A 14,483-nucleotide genomic window follows, 5' to 3' on the forward strand; every position below is an offset into this window, starting at 1 on the left:
TAAAATTTTTAAGATTATACAATAAAAGCGCGCTTAAAAGGGGCATGCTGTGGCTTAAAAAAATCGCATGACAAGGATCTTTAATTTCTTAAAAACGATAACTCATAGAGCTCATCAAATAGCTTCTGTTTTGAATGGTTTGAGCGAAATTGGGGTTGTAACCGCTTGCAAAAAACCCCACTTTATAGCCCTTATGCATCGTGATTTGATAGCCATTCAACATCAGCATGAAATAGATATGTTTTTTAATATTATATTTGAGTGTAACCCCTAGGCTTTGTGCATCAGCCCTTGGAGAAAAGGTCAATTTCCCATACAATTGCACCAAAAGATTCTTAACGCTCTTTCCTACAAAAGCGTTAAGCGTCATGGAATTAGCGTTGTAAAAATTAGAATAAGCGTCTTCATAAGGGGTGTCATCTTTGGTATCATAAAAAGGATCAATGGGTGATCCGTTCCAGCCTAATTGAGCGCTTCCATTCCCAAAATTCTTATACACGCTCCAGCCAAAACGATAAGAGCGGAAATTCACTCTTTGAAAGACAAACAAACTCGCGCTTTTTTTGCCTATTAAAGCGGCCCTGTAATAATCTTTGGACAAATAATCGCTATAGAGAGGAAACCATGCGTAAAAAGTCGTTTGGATGCGCCAAAGAGATTTCCAATAAGACTTTGTGTCATGGGTGATTTCAAATCCGGGGGCGTTAAAATTCTTAGGGTAAAACCAAATAAAAGGCGCGATCCTAATGTATTTATTTTCATAAATGAGGTTGAAATTGTGCATGCCGTAATTAATCTTTTGCTTGTAATTGACAGGGGCGTAAAAATCTCTAATGTATTGCTCATTGGCCAAAGCCCTTCCAAAGGTGCTAAACCACACCATCTTAAACTTTTTCCACCGGTAAAAAAGCTCAAACCCTTGATTAAACCCGCTCAAAAACAAAGCCTTAGAAGGGTAACGCCCTAATTTAATCCCAAAAATATCCTTATATTGATAATCTAAATACAAATTGTATAACACATAAGGCCTGGCGTTTTGAGCCTTCTGCTCTCTGGTCCATTTTTGGCCATATTGCATCAAATAGCCCTCCCATCGCCCCATGTAATACCAGTTCGCTGGCTGAAACCCTGCCTTAGGGTTGGCTTCATCAATCAAAAACTTCGTGGAATCATACGCTAACGCTCCTATTTCGCCCCCCACCCCAAAACCCAGTTTGTGGTTTTCAATCCCTTTAGGGAGCAAACTAGAATCAATTTGCAAAGCCCCAGTAGTGGTTACATAACTCCCTGTAGGGTAAATCCCTTTTTTGGAATTGATGACTGACTGATTGAAAGCGATGCGTGAAAACGATCCCACTCTAGCACTCACTTGATACTCAAAAGCACTGAGAAAAACCCCATGCAAAGCTAAAAACCCTAGCCAAACTTTTTGATTAAGCACCATTTATCAAACGCCTTTTTATTGGAGTTTAATATTATGCCATAAAACAAACTCGCCATTTTGGTTTTGAAAAAAAAAAAAACGATAAGATTACAAATCACCCCCTTTTTTACAAAAACGGGTCCAATTTAAAGATTTAAGGACTACGCATGCAAGAGATTATCCCTATTGTGGTGGCTTTTGATAATAATTATTGTATCCCTGCTGGCGTGAGTTTGTATTCCATGCTAGCGAACGCTAAACGAGAGAGAGAGAGAGAGTAAAACTCTTTTATCAAATCCATTGTTTGGTGGAGGATTTAAGCCTAGAAAATATAGCCACATTAGAAGAAACGATCGCTCCTTTTAGCGCTTTTTCTAGCATAGAGTTTTTGGATATTACCGATAAAGAATTAGAACCACGCCACAATTATTACAAGCTTGATGTTTTAATAGCGAGTGAAATTAAAAAATTGTATTTAAAACTCAATGCTTTTTCGCAAAAACGCTTTTCTAAAATGATCATGTGCCGTTTCTTTTTCGCTTCCCTTTTCCCCCAATACGATAAGATGATCATGTTTGATGTGGACACTTTGTTTGTGGGTGATATGAGCGAGAGCTTTTTTATCCCCCTTGAAACGCATTATTTTGGGGCTGTGAGGGAAAAAGATTTGATCGCTATAAACAGGAATTCGGCTAAGGATTTATACGAATTACGCCAAATGCACGCAAAATCTATCGGCGTTGCTGATGCTTTCCCTAATTTAGAAGAAGCGCAAATCCTTTTTGACAACTACTTTAACGCCGGGTTTTTAGCCTTAAATTTAAAATCATGGCGTGAAGAAAATCTGGAAAACCAATTGATTGGATTTTTCCTTTTGAAAAATGAAAAACTTTTATTTCCCGAACAAGATGCTTTGTGTTTTGTGTGCCGTGGTAGGATTTTAGAATTGCCTTACTCCTACAATGCCCACCCTAGTTTCCTTGATACGCCATCATTCCCTAGCATCAAAGAAGCGCGCATGCTGCATTTTTGGGGCGATAAACCTTGGAAGCTCTTAAGCGTCATTGGTGCGAAAAAATGGCATGAAGCGTTGATTGAAACGCCTTTTAAAGACGCCTATTTTAACGCTCCCTTTTTAGATCACCTCTTTGAATCCTTTCAAAACAGGGATAATGAGATTAAAAGAAGAGATGAAAGGATCATTGAAGAAGTTCAAGCGGTTCAAGCAAGGGATAAAGAAATCCACGCTCTTAATAAAATCCTATCTTTTTCAGACAAGCGGCATTCTTTTGAATTTCTTCTGCCCAGGCTTTCTTCTAAACTCCTTATAGAATTTTTGCTTTTTAAAGCCAAACAAAAAGCGAAACGATTGGTTAAAAAAATGCTAAAAGTGTTTTTTAAAATTTAATATAAAAGGGCTTGACGCTAAGTCAAGCGGTATTTTCTTAAAAAAGCGGTCTTTCAAAACTAATGCGAATAAGCATGCGTTTGTGTGGGTTGGATGTCTTTGTTATCGGCTAGTTTTTCCTTTTCTACCCTCTCTAAAAAAGCGCTCAAATCTTGTGCCATTTTTTCAAAAATCTTAGCGCTCACGCTATCAGGGTGAGAGATTACAATCGGTTCACCCCTATCCCCCCCTAAACGCACTTTAGGCTCTAAAGGGAGCTTGGCTAAAACCTGCGTGTTATAAGCCTCTAATAATCCACTCATGGAATTTGAGCCAAAAATCTCACTCTCTTTCTTGCAATGCTCGCACACAAAACTCCCCATATTTTCTACAATGCCTGCAATAGGAATGTGTAGTTTCTTAAACATGTCCAAACTCCGTTTAGCGTCATCTAAACTCACTATTTGAGGCGTCGTAACGGTGATTCCTGCGCTCAAAGGCACGGCTTGGGCTAGCGTGAGTTGTGCATCGCCTGTTCCTGGGGGCATATCCACCACCAGCACATCTAAATCCCCCCAAATAATATCGCTTAGCATCTGCTCAATCGCTCGCATAAGCATTGGCCCTCTCCAAATGAGGCTCTGCCCTTCATCATACAAAAGCCCCATGCTCATCACAGAAACGCCAAAAGCTTTTAAAGGAATGAGTTTTTTACCGCTAGGATCCATGATCACATCAGCGTTTTGTAAGCCCATCATTCTAGGGATATTAGGGCCATACACATCAGCGTCTAGTAGCCCCACTTTTTGGTTTAAATTCGCTAAAGCGATGCTTAAATTCACGCTGGTGGTGCTTTTACCCACACCGCCCTTGCCTGAGCTTATCATCACTACATGTTTAATGTTTTTAGCCAAATTTTTAGTGGTGGGCTTTGGGGCTTGGGGCTTTGGCGGGGTTTTAATATCCAAATTCAAAGCTTTTACGCCCTTTTCTTGCATCGCTTTGGAGATATTTTCCCTTAAAATCGCGCTCGTTTCTTCAGAGCTTGAGGGGATTTCTATTAAAAGCCCTAATTGGTTGTCATGCAAGGTGATGTTTTTAACAAAACCAAAGCTGACAATATCCTTTTCAAAATTAGGGTAAATGATCGTTTTTAACGCGTTTAAGACGTCTTCTTGAGTGAGCATTTTAATCCTTAAAATGATAGTGTTTGAATTTTCTTTATAGCATGTTTTGTTTAATTTTGCATTATAAATTAAATTTGAGTTTTCAAAAAGGATAGGGCATGAAATTTTATAAGCGTGTTTTGAAATTGCACCATTTTAGGAATTTGGGTAGAAAATCGCCCACAAAATTGCTTTTAAATTCAAGTTTTGGAGAAATTAAGCATGGGGGGTTGGTGGTTTTAGTGGGGGAAAACAATGTCGGTAAAAGCAATGTTTTAGAAGCTTTGACAATCTTTAATGATGCGGATATTAGATTTTGTAGTGAGAAAGATTATTTCAAAGACCATGAAAAAGACACCCTTTTAAGTTTAGAAGAAGAAACAATCCTTGATCACAAAATCACAGGTTTTTCTTGCGTGGATTTGAAGATTCAGACTGAAGAGATTGGCGAGGGATTAAAGGAATTATCAAAAATATTAATCAGTTATCCTTTTGAAAAACATGTAGAAGCTTTAAGTGAACAATGCAGCAACAGCGTTTATATTCCCACTAACAATAACGACTATTCAAATATTTGCACTCTTGTGAGTAATTTTATAAATCTTATAACTTCTTACAATTCATTAGAATCATTTTTACATTTTTACAAAGAAAAATTAAAATTGAGCGATCTTGTAACCAAATATGCCAACGCAACCAACAATTTGTTTTTCAAAGAATTAATCAAATATGTAAGCGGTAATAGCGAATGGATTAAAAATTTTTGTCAGTGTGTCAAAGAAATCAAAAAGTGCAATACGCCTAATAAAAAATACAACACAGATGAATTTTTTATCATGGGGAAACACAAACAAAATCAATTAACAAAAATTTATTCTCATTTTAAAAAACTTAGTGAAAGTGAAATCAAACCACAAAATGAAGACATCTTAAAAAAGCTAAAAAGTTTAGATGAAATTTTTAAGACTACCGACTTTACAAAATTCACACCAGAAACTGAAGTGAAAGACATTATTAAAGAAATAGATGAAAAATACCCTATCAATGAAAATTTTAAACAGCAATTTAGAACATTCCGGTTAAATATAGGCAACCTTAAAAAGAAAATTAAAAATTCTTTAAAATACCTTGAAAAAACAAGAGAGGATTTTGAGCGAAAAAAAGAGCGATTGATCCGAGAAATTGAAAATGACTGCAAAAATCAAAAAGTGCTAAAGTTTAATTATGATGTTTTGTTGGATAATATCCAACAAATATGCAAAAATTATATAGCAAGTCATGCTGTTAATGATGTATCTAAAGATATTAAATCCATGATGTGTCAGCTTTATTTGAAAAAGATAGATTTATTAGTCAATTCAGAAATCGAACAATACAGATACAATGATTTTCTTGAATCAGCAAGAAAATTTCTGTGGGAAGACATAAAAACTTTAGATGAAAAGAGTGGCGTTCATTTGTTCCCTAAAAATATTGGTGAAATCAAGGACAAATTTGAAATAAATAAGAAAAAACTCAAACAAAGCAAAAACTATTCTGAGTTCGCAGAATATTACCGAGAGTGTAACCCTTATACAGCGTTTCAAAACTTAAGAAATAAAGTTCAATTCCCTTTAAGCGGTGGTTCATCTCATCAATTTGATGAACTCGTGCCAACCATGAAAGAATACAAAGAGCCAAAAATCACAGACAATGACCTTAAGACTGCATTATTTACTTGCATTGATTATTCTTCCCCTTCTGAATTTAACCAATCGGATTGGTTCTTTAGAAATTCATTGTTTAGGAAAATGGACTTTCACCCCAATACAATTTGGAATTTTTTTGGGAGAATTTTAAAAGATGGTCAAGCGTTACAAATAATAATGTTTGATAAAAATAATGATTTAGTAATCTATGATTCTGAAAAATCGTTCAATATCCCTGAAAAATACTTGCAAGAAATAGACCAAGAATTACTAAAAAAGATCAGACAATCAAAACATCTTTTTCCAATTGAAGTAAAACGCAAATACAATAATAATGTATGTCAATTTGAATTTTTTAAAAAAGACACAAGCCATCTTTTATTTAAGGTAAATTTTACAGAAATATTAGAAAATCTTGCAGAAATCTTGGAATACAACATGCAATTAAAAATAGATTCTTTAATTACAAAAGAATTTAATAAGCTTTTAGCGATCGCTGAAGATAGTTCTCAAGATAGTTACCAATTAAAAATTCATGTCCGACACAATAACAAATTTTATGATTATTCAAAGAAATCTACGGCATATGAAATAAAACTTGAAGTTTATGATTGCAGAAAATCCCACGATCACAATGAGCCAATCATCTTAAGCCAGCAAAGCACCGGCTTCCAATGGGCGTTTAATTTCATGTTTGGTTTTCTCTATAATTGGGGATCACATTTTAGCCTTAACAAGAATATTATCTATGTCATGGACGAGCCAGCCACTCATTTGAGCGTGCCAGCTAGAAAGGAATTCAGGAGATTTTTAAAAGAATACGCTCATAAAAATCATGTTACTTTTGTTTTAGCCACCCATGACCCCTTTTTAGTGGATACGGATCATTTAGATGAAATAAGGATTGTAGAAAAAGAAACAGAAGGCTCTGTAATTAAGAATCACTTTAACTATCCCCTAAATAATGCAAGCAAAGACTCCGACGCTCTTGATAAAATCAAACGCTCTTTAGGGGTGGGTCAGCATGTTTTTCACAACCCCCAAAAACACCGAATCATCTTTGTAGAAGGCATCACCGATTATTGCTATTTGAGCGCTTTCAAATTGTATTTCAATAAGCATAATCCACAATACAAAGACAACCCCATTCCTTTCACTTTCTTACCCATTTCAGGGCTTAAAAAAGAATCAGACGAGATGAAAGAAACCATTCAAAAACTTTGCGAGTTAGACAATCACCCTATTGTTTTGACAGATGATGACAGAAAATGCGTTTTTAACCAAAAAGCAACGAGCGAACGATTTAAAAAAGCTAATAAAGATTTTGGTAATCCCATCACCATCTTACAACTCTCAGACTGCGATAGGCATTTCAAACAAATTGAAGATTGTTTCAGCGCAAACGATAGAAAAAAATACGCCAAAAACAAGCGCATGGAATTGGCCATGGCGTTCAAAACAAGACTCTTGTATAGCGGTAAAGACGATGTAGTGAGCGAAGAAACAAAAAAGAATTTTCTATGCTTATTTGAATGGATAAAGAAAAGAGTGTAATAACCCAACGATTAAAAAAGAATATATCAAATTTGATTATAATACCCCACAAATATTATTATTGAAAGGATTTTGATGTTTAAAAAAATGTGTTTGAGCTTGCTAATGATAAGCGGTGTTTGTGTGGGGGCAAAGGATTTGGATTTCAAGCTGGATTACCGCGCGACTGGGGGGAAACTCATGGGGAAAATGACGGATTCTAGTCTTTTAAGCATCACTTCTATGAACGATGAACCGGTGGTGATTAAAAACCTTATTGTCAATAGGGGAAATTCATGCGAAGCGACTAAAAAAGTAGAACCCAAATTGGGCGATAAGTTTAAAAAAGAAAAACTCTTTGATCATGAATTAAAATATTCACAACAGATATTTTACCGCCTAGATTGCAAGCCTAACCAATTGTTAGAAGTTAAAATCATCACGGACAAGGGCGAGTATTACCACAAGTTTTCCCAATAAAACCGCCCTTTCCTCAAACAAGGGGCTTTCTAGCTAGATCACTTCGTGAGAGCACCCCTTTCTAAAGAAAGGAACTTCCTAACTAAAACATTCCATTGAATGCTAACACGAAAGGCTTTGTTCTTTAAAGTCTGAATGGATATTTCCTACCCTAAAAAGACTAGTGGTATTTTAACCTCTTTTAGCCTAACGGCTATGTGCTTACATCTTGCACCCTAAAGGACAGAGTTTTTCGTGCTAGTGGGATAAAATTTAAAAAGAGTTTTGCCACAAAGCGACCAAAACCTCTCATGGAGCCTTTTGTTGAGCTTGCTCTAAAGCCATTTGCGCATGCTTGCAATCCTTTTTAAAAGACTTCGTGATAAAATTAACCTTAAGCGTCGAATCAAAGGCTTCATGGCATTTTTTAAGCTTGTGATCGCGCTCTTGTGGGTCTTGCAAGTAATATTTCACTGAATGCACAAAACTGAAATGAAACCCCATAGGAGGGATACGGCTATCTGGAGTGCCTTCGCAAAAATCGCTACAATAACTGCTTTGCGACTTTAACCCCCCCAACACCATTAAAAATAAAAAAATTATCTTTTTCATCAATACTCCTTTATCCTTTTTATCCGCCAAAATACACCAACGCTGAACCCCAAGTCAATCCCCCACCAAAAGCGTCTAAAAGCATTAAATCGCCCTTTTTCAAACGCCCCTCTTCATAAGCTTCACCCATGGCCATAGGGATACTGGCTGCTGAAGTGTTGCCGTATTTATGCACGGTTAAAACCACTTGCTCATCTTTAAAATCCAAATGCTCTCGCACCGCTTGAATGATCCTAAAATTAGCTTGATGCGGGATAAACAGACGCACATCTTCAGGTTTGAGAGCGTTTTTTTCTAAGATCATTTCCACATCTTTTAAAAGCGTTTTCACCGCCAGTTTAAACACTTCATTGCCTTTCATGCACAAAAAAGGCTCTAAAGCTTCTTCTTTAGCGTTAAAGGGCGTGGGTTTTAGAGTCCTTGGCGTATAAAGATAATTAGAAAAATTCCCGTTCGCTGAAATCTGCACGTCTAAAATGCTTTCTTTTAAATGTTTGGTTCTGCCTATCACGCACGCCCCAGCCCCATCGCCAAATAAAATACAAGTCCCCCTATCTTTAAAATCCAACACGCTGCTCGTTTTTTCTGCCCCCACAATCAGCACATTTTCGCACATCCCGCTCTCAACATAAGCCTTAGCCACCGATAATAAATAAATAAAACCCGTGCAAGCGGCTGAAATATCAAACGCCGGCTTGTTTTCAATGCCTAATTTCGCGCTCAACACGCAAGCAGTTGAAGGCATGGCCAAAAAATCAGGGCTTAAAGTCGCTACAACCACCAAATCAATGTCTTTTGGGGTTAAATGCGCTCTCTCTATGGCTTGTTTAGCCGCTATTACCCCTAAATCGCTGCTTTTTTCTTCATCGTTAGCGAAACGGCGCTCTTTGATACCGGTTCTTTTTTCTATCCATTCATCGCTGGTATCCAAAAATTGCTGAAACTCTGCATTTTTCACACGCTCGCTTGGAACATGCATCGCAATGGATTTAAGAGAGGCGTAAAATTCCATTCAATCCCCTTAACATAGTCATCTTTAAGCGTCTTGCTGATCACTTTGATGCGCAGAAACGCTAGGCTTCAAGCTCTCAAACGCTTGAGTAATCCTCAAACAAACCTGACTTTCAACAGCGCTAATAGCCTGATAAATCGCGCATTCAACCGCTCTAGCGTTGCTCTTGCCATGGCTAATGATCACGCTTTTATTCACGCCCAAAAGCGGTGCTCCCCCATATTCAGCGTAATCGGTTTTTTGTTTTAAAATACCAAACGCATTCTTAAGCATCAAAGCCCCCATTTTAGATTTAAAAGAGCTTTTAATTTCATCTTTAAAAATAGAGCCTATCGCGCTAGCGACCCCTTCTGTTGTCTTTAAGACCACATTCCCCATAAAGCCATCGCAAACCACTACATCCACAACCCCTTTGAAAATATCGCTCCCCTCCACATTGCCATAAAAGAAGTCATAAGCTTTCAGCATTTTATGCGTTTCTTTAACGAGCATGTTCCCTTTAATATCTTCTTCGCCATTACTCAAAAGACCCACCTTAGGGCTGTCATAATGCAACACGCTTTTAGCGTATTCATACCCCATAAGAGCAAAATCAATCAAATATTCAGGCTTGCAATCCGTGTTCGCCCCTGCGTCTAACAGCACGCTAGGGCGTTTGCCAACGCTAGGCATCAAAGTGCAAATAGCAGGCCTTTCAACCCCCTTGATACGCCCTAAACGCAAGGTGGCTAATCCCATAGTCGCTCCGCTATGCCCCGCTGAAATCAAAGCGTCAGCCCCATTTTTTAAAATATCCATGCCCAAGTAAATGGAAGATTCCTTACGCTTGATCGCCTCAGTGGCGGCTTCTTCCATTTTAATGTAATCTTGCGTGTGGATCATTTCCACTTTGCTGGCTAACTCTTTAGAAATAAAAGGGGTCGCTTTGTCTTTATCCCCCACTAAAACCGCACTAAAACTCTTATTCTCTAAAGCCCTTGAGACTCCCTCAATAATGGGTAAAACCCCATGGTCAGCCCCCATTAAGTCTATTACAATTTTCATCATGCGTCCTTAAAAGGCTTGTTGCAATCCGTTGCAATCCTTTAAAATACTTTCTATCACTAAAGATAGCTTTTATATTAGTATTCTTTAGTAAATTTGTTAATATGGTGGGGAAGCTTCCAAGTGCCATCTTTGGCTTTCACAGGTTTAGCCAACTTAACGCTATAATGCGTGCGCCTTTTTGCCGCTCTTGTCTTACTCACTCTTCTATCAGGTACTGCCATAAATTCTCCTTCATTTCAATCTGCATAATGGTAGTCTAATTTAATAGACTCCACTTCAGAGCGTAAAATCTCGCTCAAATCAATAAAACCATTGAAAGATTCAATAACATCTAAATTATCAAAATCCAAACTTTGGCTTTGCGTATCCCACAACCCGTCTGAAATATGCAAAACCAACGACTCATCAAGGTTTTTTTTAAACTCTTTACCGCTTGTATCGCAAATAAGCATCAATTCACCCTTAAGGCACGCTTCCAAACGAAACAATTTCGCCCCCACCCGCACAACTTCGCCCTCTAAAACCACTCCCTCATGCTCTAAAGAAAACGCTCTAGGTGCATTAAAAGCGATTTTACGCATTTCAAATTGCATGCTTACTTAAAACGCCCTTAAATCTTAAAGATCCCTAGCGGCAAAAAAGAAAGCGATTTCATTGTGTGCGTTTTCTAAGCTATCGCTCCCATGCACCGCATTAGCGTCAATGCTTTCAGCAAAATCCGCCCTAATAGTGCCTTTTTGGGCGAGTTTGGGATCAGTCGCTCCCATAAGATCTCTGTTTTTAGCCACCGCATCTTTGCCCTCTAAAACCATAACCACTACCGGACCACTGACCATAAATTCTATCAAATCTTTAAAAAAGGGTCTCTCTCTGTGGATCGCATAAAAGTTTTCAGCGTCTTTAACGCTCAAATGCAAGTGTTTCATGGCAATGACTTCCAAACCGTTACTCTCAAAGCGATCAATGATTTTGCCTACCACTTTTTTCTTAAGCGCATCCGGTTTAATAATAGACAGCGTTCTTTGTTTCAATTTAAACTCCTTGTGAATTGTTGATTATACAAAAACTTTTTAAAATATTACCCTTAAAATATTTTTTCAACGCTTAAAGAACGCTTTAATCTCCTCAGCTTTGTTGGTTTTTTCCCAAGTGAATTCCTCTAACTCGCGCCCAAAATGCCCATAAGCTGAAGTGAGCGAATAAATGGGTCTTAATAAATCCAAGCTTTCAATAATGCCTTTTGGCGTGAGTTTGAAAACCGCTTTCACGCATTTTTCCAACTCCGCGCTTGAATACTTGCTCGTGTTATGCGTGTTCACATAAACAGACACTGGCTCTATCACCCCAATCGCATAAGCAAGTTGCACGGTCGCTTTATCGCAAACCCCACTCGCTACCAAATTTTTAGCCACATAGCGGGCCGCATAAGCCGCGCTCCTATCCACTTTACTAGGGTCTTTCCCGCTAAACGCTCCCCCGCCATGCGGGCAACTCCCCCCATAAGTATCCACGATGATTTTTCTGCCCGTCAAGCCCGCATCGCCTTGCGGCCCACCGATAACAAATTTTCCTGTAGGATTGACAAAAAACTTGATATTGTCATGCAAATATTCTTTGGGTAAAACCTTATACACGATCTCTTCAATCACGGCTTCTTTTAAATGTTTTTGCGAAACTTCTGGGGAATGTTGGGTGGAAATGACGATCGTATCAATGCTTACAGGCTTGTTGTTTTCATAACGCACGCTCACTTGAGACTTGCCATCAGGCCTTAAAAAAGGCAAAGTGTTGTCTTTTCTTTTTTGAGCCAGAGCGAAAGTGAGCTGGTGCGCTAAATGAATGGGTAAGGGCATGAGCGTCTCAGTCTCTTTGCATGCATAACCAAACATAAGCCCTTGATCCCCTGCCCCAATCTCGCCATCTTCTCTATCCACGCCTTGATTAATATCAGGGCTTTGCTCGCCAACGCCATTCAAAACCGCCGCACTTCTGTAATCAAAGCCATAAAGAGCGTCTGTATAGCCAATCTTTTTAACCACTTCTCTTGCAATCTCTTGCATAGGGGCATAAACAGAAGTTTTTAACTCGCCAGTGATCATGCAAAAACCATTAGAAACTAAAGTCTCGCATGCGACTTTGGCTTTTTGATCCCGCTCAATAATGTAATCTAAAACCGCATCGCTGATTTGATCAGCCATTTTGTCAGGATGCCCCTCGGTTACTGATTCAGAAGTGAAAAGAAAACTATCTTTCATTGATTGTCCTTATTAAAATAATCATTCGTATTCAAAATGGGCTTATTATAGCTTATTTCACAACTCCAACCAAACCGCACGCTAAAAACCCTAAAAACCACAAAAGCAAAAATCTTTTTTAAGAGCCACAAGATAGGGGCTTATTTGAAAAAACCGAACGATTTTTGGCTTTCAAATACCCAAGCGGGGGGTTAATCTTTTTGTCTCACAATCAAAACAACATTTTTAAAAGCTAACGCATTTTAAACTAACCAAACGCCTAAAAAAAGGGCGTTAAAATATAAAAGGAGCTCAAAAAATGAGACAAGAATACGAGACAGCAGCAAGCTTCAACGAGCTTAAAGCAATCACGCAAGCGATCATGCTAAAAAAGGGCACGCCAAAGAACGCAACCAACCAAGAAAGCGATCGAACGCAAGAAATCCACAACGCAAACGCTAAAGCGAACGCGCAAGAGCGAACGCAAGAAATCCACAACGCAAACGCTAAAGCGAACGCGCAAGAGCGAACGCAAGCAAGCGCACAAACAAGCGAGAACGCCAACGCAAGCGATCTCACGCAAAAAACCACGCTTAAGCCTAAATCTAGCGCGCAAACTAAAAAACAGCGCTTAAATCCCACAAAAAAAGCCTTTAGCGAGCGTCAAAAAACCGCATTTAGAGACCACTCACAAGCAAGCGCTAAAAAACGCCTACAAACCAACCAGGGCAACAACTCAAGCTTAAGAGAAAAGCCAAGCGATGAAGCCTTAAAACCAGGCTTAGCCACACACCAAGAAAAAGGGGGCAACAATGAATCCTAACAAAAATCTAAAAAATCTAAACAAGCCTTTAAAAAAGGCGGATCGTTTTGAATGGGTTTTATTGATAGGCTTTAGCGTGATTTTAGCTACAGCTTACGCCTTAAGGAGTTTGTTATGAATAATAGCACCTTCACTTTGTTCACACGAGAATACAAAGGCGAGCCTACGCTATATCTTAACTACCACGATAAGAAAAATAAGCGCTTTAGAGTGAGCTTGAGAAAAGCCACAGACTGCCTAAAAATGAACACGGATGAAGCTTTAGAATATTTCCAAACTAAAAGCCTAAAAGAGATTTTAGCGTTCATTAAGCGATTAGAAGCGATGAAAAACGCTAATAAGCGCGTTAAAAACGCCGAAAAACGAACGATAATAATACAACGAAAGATTACTATCCTTGAAGTGTTAAAACGCTTTTTAGCGTTAAAAATAGGGCTAAAACAAACGAGCCTTAATTCTTTAGAAAATGTTTTTAATAGCATTTTTAGGATCATGAGCTTGAAAGAAAGCGATAAGCTTAAGAAAATCACTAAAGAAAAAATCGCGCTTTATCACGAAGCCACGCTAAAACACTACAAGAAAAACACGATCCACAACCTGAACGCTAACCTAAAAAGCTTTTTAGAGTTTTGTGAGACGGAGGGATTTATTGAAAAAAGCCCGTATTTTTCTGTGACGCTCAAAAACGCGCAAGAAGCCACAGCGATCATGCCCTTCAACTTAGAAGAGGTTAAGGCCCTCATTGAAAACGCGCAAAGCTTAAGATTAAAAGCGTTTTTAACGGTAGCATTTCTTACCGGCTTACGCACCGGCGAGCAGTTAGCTTTAACGTGGGAAGACATTGACTTTAACGAGAAAACGATCACCATTAACAAATCCTTGAACGAATTAGGAACCATCACAACGCCTAAAAACAAGCCAAGCATTAGGGAGGTTGATCTGTTAGAGCCAGTGGAGAAAATCCTAAAAGAGCTACAAGCGAGCGAACCCGCTAATAAAAAATTTGTTTTCATTAGCATGCCCAAACGCACGACCATGTTTCAAAGGGCTTTTAGAGCGCTTTTAAAAGCGTTAAACCTAAAAGACCGAAAGCTTTACA

General features: G+C 38.4%; 15 protein-coding genes and 1 pseudogene. 7 read left to right on the plus strand and 9 right to left on the minus strand.

Annotated features, from left to right (window positions below; translation table 11 throughout):
- Nucleotides 1–88: 88 nt before the first annotated feature.
- A complete protein-coding gene (locus QT76_RS06745) occupies nt 89–1,441 on the minus strand; it encodes an outer membrane family protein (protein WP_033617132.1) in 1,353 nt (450 codons plus the stop codon).
- A gap of 149 nt (nt 1,442–1,590) precedes the next feature.
- On the opposite strand from QT76_RS06745, the gene QT76_RS08565 reads away from it, so the two are divergent.
- On the plus strand, nt 1,591–1,704 hold the full coding sequence (locus QT76_RS08565; RefSeq protein WP_001155929.1) for a glycosyltransferase family 8 protein: 114 nt from the start codon (nt 1,591–1,593) through the stop codon (nt 1,702–1,704).
- A gap of 26 nt (nt 1,705–1,730) precedes the next feature.
- Nucleotides 1,731–2,831 (plus strand): glycosyltransferase family 8 protein, encoded by a 1,101-nt coding sequence (locus QT76_RS06760; protein WP_229306574.1) that lies wholly within the window; start codon nt 1,731–1,733, stop codon nt 2,829–2,831.
- A gap of 59 nt (nt 2,832–2,890) precedes the next feature.
- On the opposite strand, the pseudogene QT76_RS06765 reads toward QT76_RS06760, so the two are convergent.
- Nucleotides 2,891–4,131: pseudogene (locus QT76_RS06765) on the minus strand (Mrp/NBP35 family ATP-binding protein).
- Between QT76_RS06765 and QT76_RS06770 the strand changes: the two are divergent.
- Both QT76_RS06770 and QT76_RS06775 read left to right on the plus strand, forming a co-directional pair.
- Nucleotides 4,096–7,218, plus strand: a complete 3,123-nt coding sequence (locus tag QT76_RS06770) for an AAA family ATPase (RefSeq protein WP_033617125.1) — start codon at nt 4,096–4,098, stop codon at nt 7,216–7,218. The pseudogene QT76_RS06765 and the gene QT76_RS06770 overlap by 36 nt on opposite strands.
- A 75-nt stretch (nt 7,219–7,293) precedes the next feature.
- Nucleotides 7,294–7,677, plus strand: a complete 384-nt coding sequence (locus QT76_RS06775) for a hypothetical protein (RefSeq protein ID WP_000473913.1) — start codon at nt 7,294–7,296, stop codon at nt 7,675–7,677.
- Nucleotides 7,678–7,965: 288 nt separating this feature from the next.
- On the opposite strand, the gene QT76_RS06780 is transcribed toward QT76_RS06775, so the two are convergent.
- The 7 genes from QT76_RS06780 to metK all read right to left on the minus strand — a co-directional run bounded on the left by QT76_RS06780 (nt 7,966) and on the right by metK (nt 12,582).
- Nucleotides 7,966–8,268: a hypothetical protein gene (locus QT76_RS06780; RefSeq protein ID WP_033617126.1), complete on the minus strand. Its 303-nt coding sequence runs from the start codon at nt 8,266–8,268 to the stop codon at nt 7,966–7,968.
- A 19-nt stretch (nt 8,269–8,287) separates the two neighbouring features.
- The gene (gene fabH / locus QT76_RS06785; protein ID WP_033617127.1) at nt 8,288–9,280 is read right to left on the minus strand and encodes a ketoacyl-ACP synthase III; all 993 of its coding nucleotides are present in this window, start codon (nt 9,278–9,280) and stop codon (nt 8,288–8,290) included.
- 24 nt (nt 9,281–9,304) lie between these two features.
- Nucleotides 9,305–10,324 carry a phosphate acyltransferase PlsX gene (plsX, locus tag QT76_RS06790; RefSeq protein WP_001874891.1) on the minus strand — a complete coding sequence of 340 codons (1,020 nt, stop codon included), beginning with the start codon at nt 10,322–10,324 and terminating at the stop codon, nt 9,305–9,307.
- A gap of 77 nt (nt 10,325–10,401) precedes the next feature.
- On the minus strand, nt 10,402–10,548 hold the full coding sequence (gene rpmF / locus QT76_RS06795) for a 50S ribosomal protein L32 (protein ID WP_000290431.1): 147 nt from the start codon (nt 10,546–10,548) through the stop codon (nt 10,402–10,404).
- A gap of 15 nt (nt 10,549–10,563) precedes the next feature.
- Nucleotides 10,564–10,920 (minus strand): hypothetical protein, encoded by a 357-nt coding sequence (locus QT76_RS06800; protein WP_033617128.1) that lies wholly within the window; start codon nt 10,918–10,920, stop codon nt 10,564–10,566.
- 24 nt (nt 10,921–10,944) lie between these two features.
- Nucleotides 10,945–11,358, minus strand: coding sequence for a nucleoside-diphosphate kinase (gene ndk / locus QT76_RS06805; RefSeq protein WP_033617129.1), 414 nt, complete (start codon nt 11,356–11,358; stop codon nt 10,945–10,947).
- Nucleotides 11,359–11,424: 66 nt separating this feature from the next.
- Nucleotides 11,425–12,582: a methionine adenosyltransferase gene (gene metK / locus QT76_RS06810; RefSeq protein WP_000655168.1), complete on the minus strand. Its 1,158-nt coding sequence runs from the start codon at nt 12,580–12,582 to the stop codon at nt 11,425–11,427.
- A gap of 298 nt (nt 12,583–12,880) precedes the next feature.
- On the opposite strand from metK, the gene QT76_RS06815 reads away from it, so the two are divergent.
- The 3 genes from QT76_RS06815 to QT76_RS06820 all read left to right on the plus strand — a co-directional run.
- On the plus strand, nt 12,881–13,384 hold the full coding sequence (locus QT76_RS06815; protein WP_033617130.1) for a hypothetical protein: 504 nt from the start codon (nt 12,881–12,883) through the stop codon (nt 13,382–13,384).
- Nucleotides 13,374–13,502: a hypothetical protein gene (locus QT76_RS08625; RefSeq protein WP_267864697.1), complete on the plus strand. Its 129-nt coding sequence runs from the start codon at nt 13,374–13,376 to the stop codon at nt 13,500–13,502. Before QT76_RS06815 ends, QT76_RS08625 begins: the two co-directional genes overlap by 11 nt.
- Nucleotides 13,499–14,483: tyrosine-type recombinase/integrase (locus QT76_RS06820; protein WP_033617131.1), on the plus strand; the 985-nt coding region annotated here is incomplete at its 3' end. The genes QT76_RS08625 and QT76_RS06820, both read left to right, overlap by 4 nt.

The organism is Helicobacter pylori SA37A (assembly GCF_000476015.1).
GTDB lineage: Bacteria > Campylobacterota > Campylobacteria > Campylobacterales > Helicobacteraceae > Helicobacter > Helicobacter pylori_DB.

Excerpts from the sequence above, each read along its gene's own strand:
- QT76_RS06800 (WP_033617128.1), bottom strand. The coding sequence starts at position 10,920 with ATGCAATTTGAAATGCGTAAAATCGCTTTTAATGCACCTAGAGCGTTT.
- plsX (WP_001874891.1), bottom strand. The coding sequence starts at position 10,324 with ATGAAAATTGTAATAGACTTAATGGGGGCTGACCATGGGGTTTTACCC.
- QT76_RS08625 (WP_267864697.1), top strand. The coding sequence starts at position 13,374 with ATGAATCCTAACAAAAATCTAAAAAATCTAAACAAGCCTTTAAAAAAG.
- rpmF (WP_000290431.1), bottom strand. The coding sequence starts at position 10,548 with ATGGCAGTACCTGATAGAAGAGTGAGTAAGACAAGAGCGGCAAAAAGG.
- QT76_RS06775 (WP_000473913.1), top strand. The coding sequence starts at position 7,294 with ATGTTTAAAAAAATGTGTTTGAGCTTGCTAATGATAAGCGGTGTTTGT.
- QT76_RS06815 (WP_033617130.1), top strand. The coding sequence starts at position 12,881 with ATGAGACAAGAATACGAGACAGCAGCAAGCTTCAACGAGCTTAAAGCA.
- QT76_RS06770 (WP_033617125.1), top strand. The coding sequence starts at position 4,096 with ATGAAATTTTATAAGCGTGTTTTGAAATTGCACCATTTTAGGAATTTG.
- fabH (WP_033617127.1), bottom strand. The coding sequence starts at position 9,280 with ATGGAATTTTACGCCTCTCTTAAATCCATTGCGATGCATGTTCCAAGC.
- metK (WP_000655168.1), bottom strand. The coding sequence starts at position 12,582 with ATGAAAGATAGTTTTCTTTTCACTTCTGAATCAGTAACCGAGGGGCAT.
- QT76_RS06780 (WP_033617126.1), bottom strand. The coding sequence starts at position 8,268 with ATGAAAAAGATAATTTTTTTATTTTTAATGGTGTTGGGGGGGTTAAAG.
- QT76_RS08565 (WP_001155929.1), top strand. The coding sequence starts at position 1,591 with ATGCAAGAGATTATCCCTATTGTGGTGGCTTTTGATAATAATTATTGT.